A 16,711-nucleotide genomic window follows, 5' to 3' on the forward strand; every position below is an offset into this window, starting at 1 on the left:
CTTAAAAACATTATTGTCCGCTCGGTTATTTACAATGATATTTTGACAAATAATGACATTGAGCGTAAAATTATATCCTTTAAGAGAATGGAAAAATTATGCAACATACTACCATGAGAGACTTCATTTACATATACACCAAATACCTAACCGTTAAGATGACATGTGATTATCTTAATATATCCCGTTCCACATTGGGGGAATGGATGAAGAATGGAAAGATACCATTTTCAAAGATTGGTCGTTCACCTCGATTCGACAGAGATGAATTAGACCAATGGATTAAAACAGGAGCAAGAACAAATTTAGACTTACCCCCATTACCAACATTAAATAGAAAAGTACGTTATGGCAACAATTAATATTCGATTAGACAAGAGAGGGAATAGACCTGACAAGCATGGAAGATTTAACCTATCAGTCATCGTTCAACACCAAGGGGAAGTCTTGTACCTAAACGTTGATAAGCTGACGGAACAACAGTATAACCATGTTTTTGTCAAGCGGTCGTTGGATGAAAAAAGTAAAGAATATCGCCAACGATGTGATGAGTTTTTAGAGAAGGCGGAGAAGGTATTCGAAAGACTAAGACCATTTGATAGACAACAATTTCGAGATGCGTTTTTTAAGGAGGAGGTAGTTGAACCGGTCGTTAAGGTGACACCAACTGAAATGACCTATTTCGAAATGGCGGAATATTTCAGAGAGAACAAGAGGTTAAAGCCAGCGTCGAAGAACAGAATGAAGACCGCAAGAAATCAGTTGGAAAAGTTCAAGCCGGGGTTAACCTATAAGGACATTACCGTTAACTTTCTACATGATTTTGAATATGAGGTATCAAAACGTGGCGGTTCACCAGCAACCATTTCAGGTTATATGACAGATATTCGTACGGTTATCAATTATCACAGAAACATCACCAAGTTTATTCCTCAGGATTATGAATATCCATTTGGAGCAGGTGGTTATGGTATCAGAACCTATTTCCCTTCGAAGGTGGTATTAAGAGCGGAGGAAATCCAAGCAATTGCCGAATTGACAGATTTTGAAACCAAAGAACAGGAGTGGGCAAGAGATATTTGGTTGTTCTTGTATCGATGTAACGGAATCAATTTTGTGGACCTATTAGCAATGAGATGGGACCACATTCAAGGAGGTAGTTTTAGGTTTTACAGGACGAAAACAAAAACGACCAGACGAAGTAATATTAAACCAATCGTTGCTCCAATTACAGACAAGTTACAGGAGGTGTTAGATAAAATTGGGGTGAAGGATAGTCTATTTATTATCGGGAAGATGAAGGATGGATATACTGACACAACTTTATCAAACAAGTCTCATAAGCTGTGTGGTGAAATTAACAAAGAGCTGAGGTACATAACTCGGAAATTGGACCTATCTCTTAACCTTGTACTTGATATTGCTCGTGATTCCTTTGCTACTACTTTGAACCGGAATGGGCGTTCAATAAACCATATTGCTGAACACTTGGGTCATGCTACAACAGTGGTGACGCAACATTATGTTGGTCAGTTAACGGTGGAGCAGTCAAAGGAGATTAATAGTTGTTTATTCTGATGTTTTCCCATATTCAACATCAAGTGTTGTCATTGCCATTAATGTTTCGAGTGAATATCTTTTATAAAATTTTAAAAAGGATAAAAAGAATAAATATGGTAAAATAATCATAACACTAGTTTTCTTCCAACTTATGCTTTCAATTGAAAAGCCTTGTAATGTGAATGTATATAAGTTTACCCAAAAAAAGACAACAAATAAAAAGGAAACGCATCGTAGAAATCCATATAGAGCAACATAATTTTGAAATTTTGGATTATGAGATTTGGTTCGCTCAAAAGTGTAGTGATGCATAATGGTAAAGAAATCGACATCATCCGGATTGATTGTCATTTTCTTCATGGTAGAATTTTTAGATAATTTGTTATATGCTTGTTCACTTTTTGCTTTAATAAATGAAATAGAAAAATCATCCAATGTTCGATTATTCCAATAGTTGAATCCAAAGTGTTTACCTAATATATAGTCTATCAAGGTAATTGGAAATAATGCTAAGGCTAATAAGATTCTAATAAACTTTATTGTTTTTGTTTGATTCGCTAAAAAGTACTTTGGGGGCTTGCATCCAAAGAGAAATTTTGATGGATAACCATAATTCCAAATGGCATATTTTTCAATTGTATACGAAGAAATAAAACTTATTAAGTGCCCAGTTATGTATGAAAGAATAATAAAAGGTACTGAAGCTGTTAAACTTTCGTAACAAGATATTTCATCGTAGAATGTTTTAACATCATAATTTGAGGAAACAAAAATTAGCCCATATATAAGTATAGTGCCAGGTATTAGATAACCTAAGAAATCGTAGATTGAAAATGGATTTTGTTTGATTTCCATATTTTTATTTTAGATGATAACTAAAATACAGAATTTCTGCCAAGAATTACGCCAAGAATGTCGAACAAGTATGGACAAAGTCGGACAAATCAAACTAATTAGTTTTTAATTTCGACCAAATCAGTGTTTAAACCCTGTATGGAAACATATCATTAAGACCCTTAAAAATCTGTTAATCATGGGGTCCCTGGTTCGAGCCCAGGAGAGGGAGCTAGAGTGCACAAGGCGACAGAAATGTCGCCTTTTTTGTTGTCTATCATTGAGTTAGGGTAGTTGCATCTTTTTCTTTTTCAATAGAATTTATTATTCTTATATTTCAAAAAATTATATCACAAATTCAATTGAAATGAAAAAACTTCTATTTCTTGGGATATTATTTCTATCCCAATCACTTTTTGCTCAAATACCTTATGGTTCGAATAATGGTAAATATTTAAGCATTAGAGGGGCGAAAGTTTATTATGAAGAATATGGTAAAGGAACACCACTTTTATTGTTGCACGGGGGATTTGGGTCTATTAGTAACTTTAATCAAGTTATAGGTCCATTATCGAAGAACTATCGAGTTATTGCTATTGATAGTCCTGGCCAAGGAAGGTCAGAGCAGATTGATTCTATCAGCTATCAAATTTATGCCAACTATTACGCGTCATTTATTGACCAAATGAAATTAGATAGTGTATATGTTTTAGGGTGGAGTGATGGTGGAAATTCTGCTTATATTTTGGCATATGATAGACCGGATAAAGTTAAAAAAGTAGTTGTTAGTGGTTCAAATAGCGATACAGATGGTTATCCTGATGGCGCAATTGATGCAATGAAAAAATGGACTCCGGAAACTATATCTGAAGAATTTAAAGAGTATTGGTTAAAAGACTTTTTGAAATTATCTCCTAACAAAAATAATTGGCAAAAATCGTACATGCAATTGAAGCATATGTGGATTACTAAAGAAGTGATTAGTGATGACCATTTAAGTAAAATCAAAAGCAAATTCTTAATTGTATACGGAGATAGAGATGTGACTAAATTGGAACATGGTTTACATATTTATAGAAAAATTCCAGGTAGTCAATTAACTATTTTACCTAATACAAGCCATTTTGTTTTTGTAGAAAAACCGACTCTGATATCTAATATGATTGTTGATTTTTTAGGGAAATAGAATTAGTTAACTCTTATATTTCCTGATAGTTACATACTCAATTAAGGTATTATAGTTGCATCTTTCGTCAATAAGGGGAGCACAAATCAAAAAGAGGTCATTTCGACCTCTTTTTTTGTTTAAAAACCATCCTATCTTTCTGTAAAGAGACATTTTTTGTGGTTGCAACTTTTTCATTTTTAATACCTCATTTTTCGTATGAGTTACAACCCTAAATCACTGGGTTGAGGTGAAATGTGTTTTATCGTATCATTTGGCAGGTTTAATTTTGGATTTTGTGGTTCGAGGTCAGCAGCTTGTTTCGTGTTTATTGGACATATTTCATTAGGGCTTTTGCCTGTGAATTTCTGTTTTTGCCAATAGTTGGTTTTAATCGGTATTTTTTGTTGGCGAATAATATGTAAATTTCGATCCAAACGAACCGAGAAATGATTCACGATGGTGTACCCCCAATTGGGGTATTTTGTATATGAAGTATATAACGCTAAACTAAATTTTAGATGAAAAAAGTCTTATTCCTTATTGGGTGTATTATAGCCCAATTCTCAGCTAAGGCTGATGTTCAATTACCTGCTATCATTGGCGACCACATGGTTTTGCAACAAAAAAGTAAAGTGAAATTATGGGGATGGACAACGAATCCCAATGAAACGGTTCAGGTAAAAGTTTCTTGGGACACAACACATTACAAAGTCAATGCTAAATATGGTCACTGGATGTTAGACGTAAACACTCCAGCGGCTTCCGAAAATCAAAGCATCAGCGTTTCTGGCACGAATAATACCATTCAAATTTCAGATGTACTCATCGGCGAAGTTTGGGTATTTTCAGGACAAAGCAATATGGAATGGAGTGGTGATCAAAATTTGCGAGAAACGTTGGATGAAATGCCCAATGCAACAAATAAGCGTATTCGGTTCTTTTATATTCCAAAAGCGACTGCAGATTTCCCCCAAGAAGATGTTCGGGCAAAATGGGTAGTTTGTAATCCTGAAGCGATGAAATCATTTTCTGCTATCGGATATTTTTTTGGTAAAAAACTCAACGAAAAATTAGGCGTACCGATGGGTTTGATTAATTCGAATTGGGGCGGAACTCCAGCAGAGGTTTGGGTTCCCCAAGATAAGGTTATAAGTAATCCAACTTTGGCCAATGCAGCTAAGAAATTACAAACCTACGAATGGTGGTCTAGCCGTGCAGGTGACAATTACAATGCCATGATCGCACCTATTTTGAATTATCAAATTGCAGGAGTATTATGGTACCAAGGGGAAAGTAATGTAAGTCAGTATTCCACGTACACGGAATTAATGAATGAATTAATTCTTTCTTGGAGAGCAGGATTTAAGAAAAACGTTCCTTTTTACTTTGCACAAATTGCTCCATTTGATAAATACCCAAGTAATTTTGGTGCTAAATTAAGAGAAGCTCAAACAAAAAACTTAGCCCTTGAAAATACGGCAATGGTTGTTTTGACTGATTTAGTACCAGATGTTAGCAATATCCATCCTACGCAAAAAATTGAAGTAGCAAATCGTTTTGCCAATTTAGCGTTGGTTAAAAATTATGGACAGGATGTTGGCCCTATTTTTTATCCCAAATATGATCGTTTAAAAATCGAAAAAAATAAAATCAGAATTTATTTCCGAGAAATAGGAAGTAAGTTAGTTACGAAAGATGGAGCAGAACCTAGTCATTTAATGATTGCTGGGGAAGATCAGAAATTTTATCCTGCAAAAGGAAAAATTGACGGAACCACCTTGGTCGTTTCTTCAGATGAGGTAACCAATCCCGTAGCTGTACGATTTGCTTTTAATAATACCGACATGCCTAATTTATTTACCAAAGAAGGCTTACCAGTTAATTTATTCAGAACCGACAATTGGGATAACTAATTTCATTCCGGAATGACAAAATACGTTCGATTTGAACAAAGAAATTGGCATCAACATGACACCTAGTAAGGGAGCAAGCCGATCAGAAATGATCGGCTTTTTTGTTGTATTTCGGGTTGTTGGAAGGATTAAAAAAATTCATAGTATATTTGATTATGCTAAAATTTGATAGAACGTATAGCACCTCTGGAAACCTTTTTGATCAAAAAGAAGAGGCTACACATTACGTAGGAATGAGCAAGGAAGAAATAGGTAAGGTTTTTGCCTATTTAAACAGTGTTTCTTTTAATTATCCTTTTGGCAATCCCCCTAAAATGGACAAAGCGGTGTTTTCAATGCGCAAAAATTAGCCATGGGCAATATTTTTAATTCGAGTAAACCTGATGGATATCAGAAGTTGGAAATTTATTAAATGGTAGCTTGCCCATTCACAAAACTAAATCAACATGGAAGGCAAGAAAAACATTGCTATTGGATTTTTAACGATGGGTTTATTTATGATGTATGGTTTCTTATTAATCTATTTAAGAGACTTTGCACCCAATAAATTAGAATGGGTTAATTCGTATAGCTTAGGAAAACATTTTGAATCACGGCTTGCTCACGTGCACGGTAATTTATTCGCTGTATTGAACGTCATCATAGGATTTTTATTAATTCATTTCTCTAAACGATTAAACCAATCAGTTACGATATCTTGGTTGGCACTTGGCGGACTTTTAATGCCTTTAGGAATTTTATCAGAAGTGTATTTTGGACTCCCTCCCATTTTAGTATTGATAGGAGCAATCAGTATGACGACTTCCGTCATCTGGCTAGGGATTGAATTTTTTTCCTTAAAAGGTATGGAGATAAAATAATTGCCAAAGTTTAAGAATGGTAAATTTCACCCTTTAAGGGAGTAAGCCGATCAGAAATGATCGGCTTTTTTGTTTTCAATCAGTGGATTAGGCTAGTTACATCTTTGTATATTTACAGATGAAAAATCTATTCCTGTTTTTAATGACTTTCACAGTTTGCACAAGTGCTTTTGCGCAAAACCAAAACGAAAGAAAGGTTGCCATTACTCAAGCAGCGCTTTTTAATAAAGTAGCAAATCTCGATAGTTCATTATTTGCAGCGTATAATTCAAAGAATCTGGATTTGATGAAAACCTATTTTACTAAAGACCTTGAGTGGTATCAAGATAATGGGGGTTTGATAGATTTTGAAAAAGTGTTTTCGAATTTTCAATCAATTTTCAATAGAGAGTATGACCTCAAAAGAAATCTTATTAAACAGAGTTTAGAAGTACATCCCATAGAAGGTTATGGGGCAATAGAGGTTGGTAAACATCAATTTAAACACATTGAAAATGGCAAACTCGAGATAGGTACTTTCAAATTCTTAATGATTTGGAAGAATGATAATGGCAGCTGGAAAATTTCAAGAGTTATTAGTTATGACCATTAATTAACTGTAGAAAAAATCTCTCTTTTTTGTGATAAAAACCATTGAGCCTTCTTCTCCCATTCTGAGAAAGTACGTAGAATGCTTCTATTTTTACGAGGGCAAATCGAATTCCTCTTTTAGTTACCTAGCGTTCCCCCATTTTAACACGGGCCTTTCTTTTATGAAGGGGGCCTCGGTTCAAAGGCAAGATTGGACTCTTCAAATTTCAGAAAATAGGACGGATAGCGTTCATATTGAAATACTCGGTAAGTATACAGCTCCCGTTTTCTTAGAATATAAAGGAACATTACGAGAGATTTCTGTCATATTCAAACCACTTGGTTTGAATCGATTTTTTAAGGATAATCATAATCCCAAAGACTTTTTCAAATCAACGAGCAAAGTGGATGGAGATAAGATTATTTGGGAAATTAAATAGTGTCTTAAAAGTACAATTTTGATTGAATTCTGGCGCTTAATTTTGGGATAAATTAAACGAAATCTCCATGAAAACACAGTTTAACAAATACATCTACATCGCCTTGAATATTTTAGGAATCTTCTATCTGAAGGAAAAATCTATCGGACAGGCTCTCATTTATTTAGGTATTGCTTTAGCGTTTGACCCTTTTGATACGAATCAAAAATTTAATGATAGGCCTACTTGGCAAAAAAATGGTCTTAATTGTAAACCTCGCTATTGTTTTTGGATTGATATTTATTGAAATCTTCAATCTATTTTTCTAATTCCAGCAAGAGAAATTAACGTAGTTTGTTGTTAATTACATTAGTCCATCACACAACGAAAACCGGTATGCTGCAAGCCTGAGTCTGGGCTTGACTTCATCCGTGCGGAGCACCGGTAACTAGAACAATACCCATCGTTGCATAAAAAAGAACCGCCTCGCATGACGCGTTTGGCAACACCTGGTTCATCCGGATCATCACTCGTGGAAGGGCCACGTGGGTTTAGACTCGGACTTTTTTTGTAATAATCGGCGCGGTACCAATCCGCGCACCATTCCCATACATTTCCAGCGGTATCATATAATCCATATCCATTTGCAGGGAAAGATTTAACCGGAGCAGTGGTCGATTTATGTCCGTCTAATGCTTGATCCTCATAGGGGAAATGCCCCTGGAAACTATTCGCTTTATACGGGGCAGAATTCACCGATACGTTCCCCCAAGGGTAAATCTTATTTTTTAATCCCCCACGGCTGGCCCATTCCCATTCTGCTTCTGTGGGCAATCTTTTGCCTGCCCAACGGGCATAGGCGGCTGCATCATCCCATGAAACATGAACGACAGGATGATTTTCTAGGCCTTGAATCGTTGACCCTGGACCAGCTGGATGTCGCCAGTCGGCCCCTCGTTTAAACGCCCACCATTGGGAATAGTCGGTTAAATCGACTGGGCCTGTCGTGGGAACGAATACCAAAGAACTGGGCGCCAAAAGCGAATCTGCCGGTTTAGGCGTTCCCTTCGGAACTTGCTTAGACAACTCCGTCCAATCAATCGTCTTTTCAGCCGTGGTTATGTAGCCCGTTGATTTAACAAATGCCGCAAACGCCGCATTGCTTACCTCTGTTTCATCCATCCAAAACGCTTTAACACGCACTTGATGAACCGGGTATTCGTCTGCACGACCCTGCGCATCGTGTGATCCCATAGAAAATATACCTCCCTGAATACGCTTCATGCTGGCGTGGGATTTCAACGTAGGTTTGGGACTAATCGATTTAATTTGTTTCAGCCGATTGGGTGTTGAAACGTGGCATATAGGGATTTTAGCCTGACTGAAAACAGACAGTGTGATGACTAATAAATAAAGGGTAATAGAATACCGACTCATTTTCTTTTGGCTTTCATCTCCGTCGCCTTTTGTTTTGGCACACCGAATACCTTTCCTTCTGCTGCATCATTCAAAAAGCGATCTATGTAGCCGTTGCTAATGGTGCTATTGTCCTTGTATTTCAGTCGTAATGCGTCTAATTGCTTATGCAAAGTCTTTCGAATCGAAGCATACGCCGGATCATTGTAGACATTCTTTAATTCCAAAGGGTCCTTCTCGCGGTCGATTAGCTCCCAAGCATCCGTCGAAAAATAGTAATGAATTAACTTATATTTCTTCGTCACGATGGCATAGTGTCGATTCACCATGTGTTCTGCGGGATATTCATAATAGTGGTAATATACCGCATCGCGCTTCCAAGATTTACCCGTCATCAGCGGGATTAGACTTTGGCCTTGCATGTCTTTGGGAGCTGGGACACCGGCCGCATCCAAAAAGGTTTGGGCAAAATCGAGGTTTTGAACTAAGGCATCTGATTTTTGACCGGCTTTAATTTGGCTTGGCCACGACACCATCAGCGGAGTCTTGAAGGATTCATCATAGATGAAACGCTTATCGAACCAACCATGTTCGCCTAGGTAGAAACCTTGGTCAGAGGTATACACAATAATTGTGTTTTCCATCAAATTATTCGTTTCTAAATAATCCAATAAACGACCTACGTTCTCATCGACTGATCGTAAGGTTCCTAGATAATCTTGCATGTAGCGTTGAAATTTCCAGCGCATTTTATCTTGCTCCGTCATGCTGGGGTAGGCCTTGATGAATTCCGAATTGATCCGATCGTAAACGCGGTCAAAATTCGCTTTTTGGCTCGGATTTAATCGGCCCATTTCAGCAGCGAAACGACGCTTATCAAAACCGATTTCGGGGATTTTCAATGAGTCCATCGTGGCCGGATAAATTTTGTTATCCCCGGCCCAGCTCATACTGGTTAGGATATTCATTTCTGCTTCTTTGGCGGGGGATGTCCTACCGGAATAATCATCAAAAAGCGTCTTGGGTTCTGGGTACGTTTTCTGCGTCATTTCATCCAAATGACGTTCTGCCATTAACCAGGAACGATGTGGAGCCTTGTGTAAATACATCAATAGGAAAGGTTTTTCAGGAGTTCGCTCCTGCTTCAACCAGTCCAAAGTCATGTCGGTAATTATATCCGTCACATAGCCATTGACTTTGATATTTCCCTCGTTTTTTGTGATGAAATCAGGATTGTAATAATTGCCTTGGTCGGGTAAGATTTTGAACTGATCAAAGCCCTTTGGGCTATTCCCAAAATGTAGTTTCCCAAACATCGCCGTTTGGTATCCGTTTGCCTGTAAAATCTGCGGGAAGGTAATGTTCGTTGTATCGAATTTAAAGTGATTGTCGACCTTACCATTTAGGTGTGAATGCTTACCGGTTAGGATCGTGGCCCGACTGGGCGCACAGATGGAATTGGTCACGCTGGCATTCGTAAACAGGATACCTTTTTTTGCAATGCGGTCTATGTTAGGAGTCGAAATTAAGCGTTGGTCATATGCCGAAATGGCCTGATAAGCATGGTCGTCCGACATGATGAAGATGATGTTCGGACGCTTATTGGTTTGCGCTAAAATTTGTGAAAAGCTCACGCACATGAGCAATCCAATTAATATATGTTTCATGGAAATAGGTTTAACATTGGCAAATTAGATAAATAAACAGGAAAGACCCTAAAGGCTACAGATTTAAATCCAATTTCAGGAATTCTTTTTTGTTCCCTTTCCCCTTTTGGGAACACATTTCAGGCGCTTATTTGAATAGTTCTTTTGCTTATTCTTATATTCAAACTATGAGCATGAAAACCAAGGCAGCTAAATTACGTTTTGACCTATCGGGATATTACTTTTTCGGATTAGTCCTTCTCGTATTACTGGGGTTTTGGCCTTCGTATTTTGCCAAATTTTTCAACGGCACAGCTGATTTTTCTTTCTATTTTCATTTCCATGCTGGCGTGCTCATACTTTGGATGAGCTTACTTATTCTTCAGCCCATTTTAATCCGAAAAAAGCGATTAGACATTCATCGCTTGCTGGGTAAAGGAAGCTATCTGCTTATTCCCCTCATCTTTATTTCCATCATTTTATTGACACATTCTCGGTTGCCACATCAGGGGCAATTAACGGACGATCATTTAGTGGGTACGTTCAATTCGGTTAAGGATTTAGTGATTTTGGCTGTTGCCTTTTTTATCGCGATAAAGTATCTAAAGGATTATCAGTTACACGCTAGGGGAATGATTGTGACGGGTTTGGCATTCATTGAACCCGCATTTATTCGCTTTACTCTACGAGTGATTAGTGATCCAATGATGGCTTATGTAGTAACAATACTAACTGTTTACGCAGTAATCATTTATTTAATTTATCTCGAGCGAAAACAAGCGAGCGCTCGCTGGGTGTTTCCATTGGTTCTAGTCCTTTATGTGATTGCACACGGAATGGTTATTTTTGATATACTTTATTTTCCGTTTTGGCGCAATTTTGTTACTTTGTTTGCAGAATTACCTTTGACAATAAACTAATTTTATTATGAAATATATTTTATCTTTTGTCATTTTATGGACTAGTATTAGTCCTATTAAGGCCCAATGGAGTACAACACCCATTCGTACGGAGTCCCATACGATTAACTCTGCTTTGAACAAAAGAGCCTATCAGATTTCGGTTGCTTTGCCCTCTAGTTATTCAAAAGAGAAAAAGTATCCTGTTTATTATTTGTTGGATGGATATTATGCCTTCCCCATTGCGTGCGAATCGATGAAGGTTCTTAAAATGGGAAATTTGGTGCAAGATTTCATTTTAGTTTCTATCGCTGGCGATGAGACCAACGATTATGATTGGTTGGTGAATCGGTGGACGGATTACACATTTACTTCATTGCCTAAGAAAGACAGTACACTAACCAAAGTTTGGAATATCAAATCGCCAGGATTGGTGTCCGGCGGCGGAGAAATATTTTATAAAATCATTAAAGAAGAAATTATTCCACTCATTGATTCAAAGTATAGTACGAATACCGAAAGAGGTATTTCGGGGCATTCATTAAGTGGCTTATATGTAGCGAATATTTTATTTAAATCGGATGGTATTTTCACCAAATTTGGGATCAACAGTCCGTCCTTTTTATTTTGGGATAATGACATTCTACAGGCAGAATCAACTTACTCTAATGCACACGCAGATTTAAACGCCAAAGTATTTTTCTCGATTGCGGAATTAGAAGATGGTCTTGATAATCTTGTGAAATTTGAGGCACGCCTGAAAAAGTACAAGGAGTTCAATTCTCAGTTTGCCATTTTTAAAGAAGAAACACACAATTCCGTAGGACCTGCCATGATTAGTAGAACAATGCGCGTACTTTATTCAATTAAAAAGTAGGTGATAATATCTTGTTTGTTCATCATTCCCTGAACCTATTTTGACCCTAAGAATTTATTCACATCCAACCAATGCATAAAGGCATCAAACCATTTGTTGCTCGTTCTGTTTGGATTGCCTAGGCCAAATCCGTGACCACCGTTTTGGAATTCAGCGTTGCGTGCATCGTTAAGCCCGCCCCAGCAGAAAATCCAATCATGCCGATGCGTTGTGTATCCACGCCACAGGCTGCTGCGTTTTTGATGATCATCGCATAGGCTGCTTCTGCGTCGGTTAACTGGTTCGACAGATCCATTTGAGCCATTGGATTCGTATTCTTTGCCGTGCTGTCTGTCTTTTGAGGAGCCGGACGTGGACGGTTCATCCAAGCTGTAAAGTCGTCTAATTTTTCAGGGGTTGGGAACAAGCGGTATTTTAGAACGAAAGCGGTTATTCCTTTTTTGGCCAAAGCCTCAGCCACTTCCCAGCCCTCATTTCCCATCGAAAGCCAAACAGGTTAGAATGGCAATAAATAGCTTTTTCATAGGTTTGAGAGGTTTAGAATGACAAGATAAATAATTTCATCGAGTTTAATTATCATGACTTAAGGGGTTCAAAATCAAGAGTTTGATAAATGGCTAGACAATGTTGTTAGCTAGGGTTTTAATGTCTAATTTGCTTGAGCAATGAACCAGGTAAAAATCCATACTAAAAAAGAGCTTTTGAATGCACTTTCTAAAAACAGAGAGATGATAAAGTTATTTGGAGTGACTAGCCTAGGCATTTTTGGATCGTTTAGCAAAGGGAAAATTAAGGATTCGAGTGATGTGGATTTATTAGTTGATTTTGACCCGGCTAAAAAGAGCTTTGACAATTTTATGGATCTGTCCTTCTTTCTAGAGGGAATTTTTGGCAGAAAAGTGGAGATAGTGACCACTCAATCATTAAGTAAGTTTATTGGACCTCATATTTTAAATGAGGTTCAAAATGTTAGCCTCTAATATCGAATTGGTTCAAACTTCTATGTTTGTTTTATAGCGCCAAATCTTTTAATTTGATTTACTAATTTGTTAAAATAAGATGAACCTCGGAATCGTAGTTAAATGGAGCTTTGTTATTAGTTTAGTTTTTGAGCTAGTGGGCGCGTTAATGAAGATTATACATCTCCCCGGAGCTGATGCTTTATTAATCATTGGTATGGTAGCAAATGGGGTTTTTATTGTTTCTGCTTTGTCTGAAGTTTGGGGATCTGTGAGAATTAATACTAATGAAAAAGTGATGTGGACGATTGCCTTTATTTTTATGGGATTCTTAGGTGCCTTAGCAGGAATACTTTATGTAATAATGGGGCGTAAACGGATAGTTTAATTCATATGGAAAAAGTAGCCTTTATCTTTAGTCTTTTCTTGATGGTATTTTCTGTAAAAGCCCAGGATAATATTAACATCAATTTCTCCAATGATTACAAAGAGGTGTATCATCTCTCGTTAATTATTTATACTCCAGATGGTAAAATACAAACCCGCGTTAGTAATCTAAATCCAGCTGAAACCAAGACGTATTCCTTACCTGCTCGTACAGAGATTTTCATCGCAGATTATAAACAAGAAGCTTTTGCGATGAAAGGAAACGATATTAAAGCAACAGGAGTGAAACCTTTTCTTGTGCTGAAAGATTCGGATTCTGAAGTCCTTATTAAGTTAAGCTCTCTTAGGTCCGGATCATAATTTGCTTACATTTGGCCAAGCAATAGCTAACTAAAATATACCGGCACTTTTCCCGAAAGCTCTTGATAAGTGCTGAGCGATATACCTACGCAACGAGCTATTGTTTTTCATCGCAGTGTAAGAATTAATATGAAGGTAAAAAAAATACTCATCTCAGGCGCAAGCATCGCTGGCCCAACCCTCGCTTTTTGGTTACACCGATATGGTTTTGAAGTCACGATTGTAGAGCGTGCGGAATCATTACGTTTAGGGGGGCAAAACGTCGACATCAAGGGAGCCGCCCAAAAAATTGCCCAATGGATGGGCATCGAAGAGGAGATTCGAGCAGCGGATACGGGGGAATTAGGGGTTTTATTTGTTGATAAAAATAATGTCACCAAGGCCGCTTTACCGAAAGGCGAATCCAATTTGGGAACGAGTGAATTAGAAATTCTTCGTGGGGACTTAGTGAAGATTTTATACGAGCATACGAAGGAAAATGTCGAGTATCTTTTTGGCAATCAAATTATCGCGCTCGATGAACATCAAGATGGGGTAAAAGTCACTTTTCAAAACGGTGAAATTCGTGATTTTGATTTAGTTATTTGTGCGGATGGGATTCGTTCGCGGACTCGGAGTTTGATTTTTGGCGATGAGCCTGTCGTAAAACCGGTGGGACTTTATGTTTCCTATTTTACGATTCCCAGAACAGCTTCTGATAGTCGATGGGCTCGCTGGTATAATGCGACTGACGCCCGCGTGATCTTCTTGCGCCCTGATAACGAAGGCACCACACGTGCGTCTTTTTCGTTTATGTCGGAACCCATGGGCTACGAAAAACTGTCACAAGAGGAGCAAAAAGCCTTGTTGCAGGAAAAATTTGCGGATGCTGGTTGGGAAGCTAAACGGGTATTAGCAGAATTAGATAACAATGCGGACGTTTATTTTGACGCCATCAGCCAGGTTTTCGCACCCCTTTGGTCCAAAGGCCGTTGTGCCATGACTGGCGACGCGGCCTTTTGTCCCTCCCCATTAACTGGAATGGGCGTTAGTTTGTCGGTGGTGGGTGCGTATATTTTAGCGGGGGAATTATCTCGCCATGCTGATTACAGCGATGCCTTTGCCGCTTACGACAAAGCGTTCAGGCCTTATGTGACGGAAATCCAAAAGCTTCCTCCGGGTGTTCCTAGACTGGCTCACCCTAAAACGAAGCTCGGGATATTCTTCTTGAACACGATTCTCAACGTGATTTCGAGTAAGTTCGTGATAAAAATCGGGGAGCTATTTTCTAATAAAAACAAGTCTTCGACAGATGATACGATTGAGTTGGAGGAGTATGGGAAATAGTGTTTTATAATAATGCATGCAGGTAATCTGCAGTATCTTTTAATCCATTTTTTCGACAAATATCTAATACCTGATATTCGTCTAAATCGGGATTTTTCTTGTGTGAAACCATCATTTGAAAAGCGGCTAGTGCTATTTCATGGTTAAGATCAATGAGATCAGTTAAAAAGTCGTCTGCGTTTTTGGCCGCGATATTGAAGCCTTTCAAATACGATTCTGGGAAGTCTTTTAAATTATTGGTTACGATGATGCCAGCATTAGATTTAATCGCTGCTGCTAATACATGACGGTCTTTTAAATCGGGGAGTTTTAATGTTTTCGTTATAGATTCATAGTCTTGAACCATAGCTCCGGCAAATGCCAAATTTACATTTTCAATGCGCTTTAGTATTTCTGCTTCTGAAACATTTTTTCGCCTCATAACATCAGCCCATTCCGTAAAAATATCAGGACTCCATTTGGGCGTATATAATTCATAGTGGGCAAACCATAGGAGGATATCCCGGGTCAAGATCGGATAAATGACATTAGTGTCCAGAAAGCAGGTAAACTTAACGCTATGAATCATACAGCCCGAGGTCTTCATCCATTTTCATCATGTCGATAATTCGCGCTCGTTGTTTGGAATACATGTGGGCTTTGTATTGCGTAATATCTTCGAATTTAATTCGACGATGCTTTCCTACTTTGATAAAAGGAATTTCTCCACTTTCTAGCAATGAAATCAAATGGGGTCTTGAGCATCCCAATAATTCGGATGCCGCCTGTGTAGTCATTTCTGTTGCTATGGGAACGATGGAAATGGGTTTACCTTGACTTGTTGCTTTTAGGATTGTTGCCAAAAGCTTTAAGGCCTTTAGCGGAACCCTGATTTTTTCAGAGGTTTCTTCAATTTCAATTTCTGGGTTTGTTGCATGAAGGGATTCCAAAGTCGCAGATAGCGCTTCATAGGATTCTTTCGCAACCCTTTGCTCCTCTTTAGTGGGTCTACTTATTCTTGCTTCGGCTTCCATTTGTTTAAGTTGATTTACGAAATTAAATGAAATAACCGAATTAAACGAAATAAATGAAAATATTTTATTTTGTTACGTTGGACGATAGATGTCGATTAGTTTGTGAATATGCTATTTCTTTGGACTAGTTTTTATATCCCATCGAAAGCCCTACATCACCCTTCACATCTAGCTTAACGTCCACCGATTTATCAGACGAATTTTCAATTCGAAGAGCGGTATTTTTCCCTACTTTAAGTTTCACATTTGCTGCGGGTTGTAACGTCAAAGGAGAGTGACGCCCCCCATCGATTGGATATTGCCAAACCGTTAGCGGCGAAGTAGAAACATTCGTTACACTTGCAGAAAATTGGCCGTGTTTATTATTTCCTAGAATAAACGCATCGTTCGCCTGAATAGTAGTAGTGGAATGAAGCATATTGCAAGCAGAAAGGAAGATTCCGGTTATCAGGATGCTAAAAATGGATTTGATCATTTTAGTTTGTTTATTAGCTTAACACCTTT

The 16,711-nt window shown here is 37.9% G+C and carries 22 protein-coding genes; 15 read left to right on the top strand and 7 right to left on the bottom strand.

The genetic code is table 11. The annotated features are described in order from the left end of the window. The first annotated feature begins 113 nt into the window (after window positions 1-113). Complete coding sequence (locus tag SKC35_RS07070) at window positions 114-362, top strand: helix-turn-helix domain-containing protein (RefSeq protein WP_377978942.1); 249 nt, start codon at window positions 114-116, stop codon at window positions 360-362. After that, a complete protein-coding gene (locus SKC35_RS07075) occupies window positions 349-1,578 on the top strand; it encodes a tyrosine-type recombinase/integrase (protein ID WP_377978686.1) in 1,230 nt (409 codons plus the stop codon). Before SKC35_RS07070 ends, SKC35_RS07075 begins: the two co-directional genes overlap by 14 nt. Here the strand turns inward: SKC35_RS07075 and SKC35_RS07080 are convergent. After that, window positions 1,570-2,415 (bottom strand): hypothetical protein, encoded by an 846-nt coding sequence (locus SKC35_RS07080; RefSeq protein ID WP_377978687.1) that lies wholly within the window; start codon window positions 2,413-2,415, stop codon window positions 1,570-1,572. The two genes, SKC35_RS07075 and SKC35_RS07080, sit on opposite strands and share 9 nt — an antisense overlap. Before the next feature lie 346 nt (window positions 2,416-2,761). Between SKC35_RS07080 and SKC35_RS07085 the strand changes: the two genes are divergently transcribed. From SKC35_RS07085 to SKC35_RS07115, 7 genes are all read left to right on the top strand, one after another. After that, the gene (locus tag SKC35_RS07085; RefSeq protein ID WP_377978689.1) at window positions 2,762-3,580 is read left to right on the top strand and encodes an alpha/beta fold hydrolase; all 819 of its coding nucleotides are present in this window, start codon (window positions 2,762-2,764) and stop codon (window positions 3,578-3,580) included. Window positions 3,581-4,080: 500 nt separating this feature from the next. Continuing rightward, the gene (locus SKC35_RS07090; protein ID WP_377978690.1) at window positions 4,081-5,475 is read left to right on the top strand and encodes a sialate O-acetylesterase; all 1,395 of its coding nucleotides are present in this window, start codon (window positions 4,081-4,083) and stop codon (window positions 5,473-5,475) included. A gap of 155 nt (window positions 5,476-5,630) precedes the next feature. After that, a complete protein-coding gene (locus tag SKC35_RS07095; RefSeq protein ID WP_377978691.1) occupies window positions 5,631-5,825 on the top strand; it encodes a hypothetical protein in 195 nt (64 codons plus the stop codon). A gap of 96 nt (window positions 5,826-5,921) precedes the next feature. Continuing rightward, window positions 5,922-6,335, top strand: coding sequence for a hypothetical protein (locus SKC35_RS07100; protein WP_377978692.1), 414 nt, complete (start codon window positions 5,922-5,924; stop codon window positions 6,333-6,335). A 118-nt stretch (window positions 6,336-6,453) separates the two neighbouring features. Next, a complete protein-coding gene (locus SKC35_RS07105) occupies window positions 6,454-6,927 on the top strand; it encodes a nuclear transport factor 2 family protein (protein WP_377978693.1) in 474 nt (157 codons plus the stop codon). Between the two features lie 28 nt (window positions 6,928-6,955). Beyond that, on the top strand, window positions 6,956-7,345 hold the full coding sequence (locus SKC35_RS07110; RefSeq protein WP_377978694.1) for a DUF6597 domain-containing transcriptional factor: 390 nt from the start codon (window positions 6,956-6,958) through the stop codon (window positions 7,343-7,345). A 67-nt stretch (window positions 7,346-7,412) separates the two neighbouring features. Next, entirely contained in the window at window positions 7,413-7,631 is a 219-nt protein-coding gene (locus SKC35_RS07115) for a hypothetical protein (RefSeq protein ID WP_377978695.1), read from the top strand. A 62-nt stretch (window positions 7,632-7,693) separates the two neighbouring features. Here SKC35_RS07115 and SKC35_RS07120 read toward each other — a convergent pair whose 3' ends face one another. Together SKC35_RS07120 and SKC35_RS07125 are read right to left on the bottom strand one after the other, a co-directional pair. Continuing rightward, the gene (locus SKC35_RS07120) at window positions 7,694-8,761 is read right to left on the bottom strand and encodes a formylglycine-generating enzyme family protein (protein ID WP_377978696.1); all 1,068 of its coding nucleotides are present in this window, start codon (window positions 8,759-8,761) and stop codon (window positions 7,694-7,696) included. After that, a complete protein-coding gene (locus SKC35_RS07125) occupies window positions 8,758-10,407 on the bottom strand; it encodes a sulfatase family protein (protein ID WP_377978697.1) in 1,650 nt (549 codons plus the stop codon). The genes SKC35_RS07120 and SKC35_RS07125 overlap by 4 nt, the downstream gene beginning before the upstream one ends. A 173-nt stretch (window positions 10,408-10,580) precedes the next feature. Here SKC35_RS07125 and SKC35_RS07130 point away from each other — a divergent pair, with 173 nt between their 5' ends. Then, window positions 10,581-11,306, top strand: a complete 726-nt coding sequence (locus SKC35_RS07130; protein WP_377978698.1) for a hypothetical protein — start codon at window positions 10,581-10,583, stop codon at window positions 11,304-11,306. Window positions 11,307-11,313: 7 nt separating this feature from the next. After that, entirely contained in the window at window positions 11,314-12,162 is an 849-nt protein-coding gene (locus SKC35_RS07135) for an alpha/beta hydrolase (RefSeq protein WP_377978699.1), read from the top strand. 118 nt (window positions 12,163-12,280) lie between these two features. Here SKC35_RS07135 and SKC35_RS07140 read toward each other — a convergent pair whose 3' ends face one another. Further along, entirely contained in the window at window positions 12,281-12,643 is a 363-nt protein-coding gene (locus SKC35_RS07140) for an alpha/beta hydrolase (RefSeq protein ID WP_377978700.1), read from the bottom strand. Window positions 12,644-12,827: 184 nt separating this feature from the next. On the opposite strand from SKC35_RS07140, the gene SKC35_RS07145 reads away from it, so the two are divergent. The 4 genes from SKC35_RS07145 (at window position 12,828) to SKC35_RS07160 (ending at window position 15,194) form a co-directional block, all read left to right on the top strand. Beyond that, window positions 12,828-13,142, top strand: a complete 315-nt coding sequence (locus SKC35_RS07145) for a nucleotidyltransferase family protein (RefSeq protein ID WP_377978701.1) — start codon at window positions 12,828-12,830, stop codon at window positions 13,140-13,142. Between the two features lie 79 nt (window positions 13,143-13,221). After that, on the top strand, window positions 13,222-13,509 hold the full coding sequence (locus SKC35_RS07150) for a GldL-related protein (RefSeq protein WP_377978702.1): 288 nt from the start codon (window positions 13,222-13,224) through the stop codon (window positions 13,507-13,509). A 5-nt stretch (window positions 13,510-13,514) separates the two neighbouring features. Beyond that, window positions 13,515-13,868 (top strand): hypothetical protein, encoded by a 354-nt coding sequence (locus SKC35_RS07155; RefSeq protein WP_377978703.1) that lies wholly within the window; start codon window positions 13,515-13,517, stop codon window positions 13,866-13,868. Window positions 13,869-13,997: 129 nt separating this feature from the next. Further along, the gene (locus SKC35_RS07160) at window positions 13,998-15,194 is read left to right on the top strand and encodes an FAD-dependent monooxygenase (RefSeq protein WP_377978704.1); all 1,197 of its coding nucleotides are present in this window, start codon (window positions 13,998-14,000) and stop codon (window positions 15,192-15,194) included. Between the two features lie 4 nt (window positions 15,195-15,198). Here SKC35_RS07160 and SKC35_RS07165 read toward each other — a convergent pair whose 3' ends face one another. The 3 genes from SKC35_RS07165 to SKC35_RS07175 all read right to left on the bottom strand — a co-directional run bounded on the left by SKC35_RS07165 (window position 15,199) and on the right by SKC35_RS07175 (window position 16,682). After that, on the bottom strand, window positions 15,199-15,762 hold the full coding sequence (locus tag SKC35_RS07165) for a PIN domain-containing protein (protein WP_377978705.1): 564 nt from the start codon (window positions 15,760-15,762) through the stop codon (window positions 15,199-15,201). Further along, window positions 15,752-16,207 (bottom strand): helix-turn-helix domain-containing protein, encoded by a 456-nt coding sequence (locus SKC35_RS07170; RefSeq protein ID WP_130895656.1) that lies wholly within the window; start codon window positions 16,205-16,207, stop codon window positions 15,752-15,754. The genes SKC35_RS07165 and SKC35_RS07170 overlap by 11 nt, the downstream gene beginning before the upstream one ends. Before the next feature lie 124 nt (window positions 16,208-16,331). Continuing rightward, window positions 16,332-16,682, bottom strand: coding sequence for a hypothetical protein (locus tag SKC35_RS07175; RefSeq protein WP_377978706.1), 351 nt, complete (start codon window positions 16,680-16,682; stop codon window positions 16,332-16,334). Window positions 16,683-16,711 lie beyond the last annotated feature (29 nt).

Origin of the sequence: Aquirufa originis (genome assembly GCF_042714495.1) — a bacterium.
Classification (GTDB): domain Bacteria; phylum Bacteroidota; class Bacteroidia; order Cytophagales; family Spirosomataceae; genus Aquirufa; species Aquirufa originis.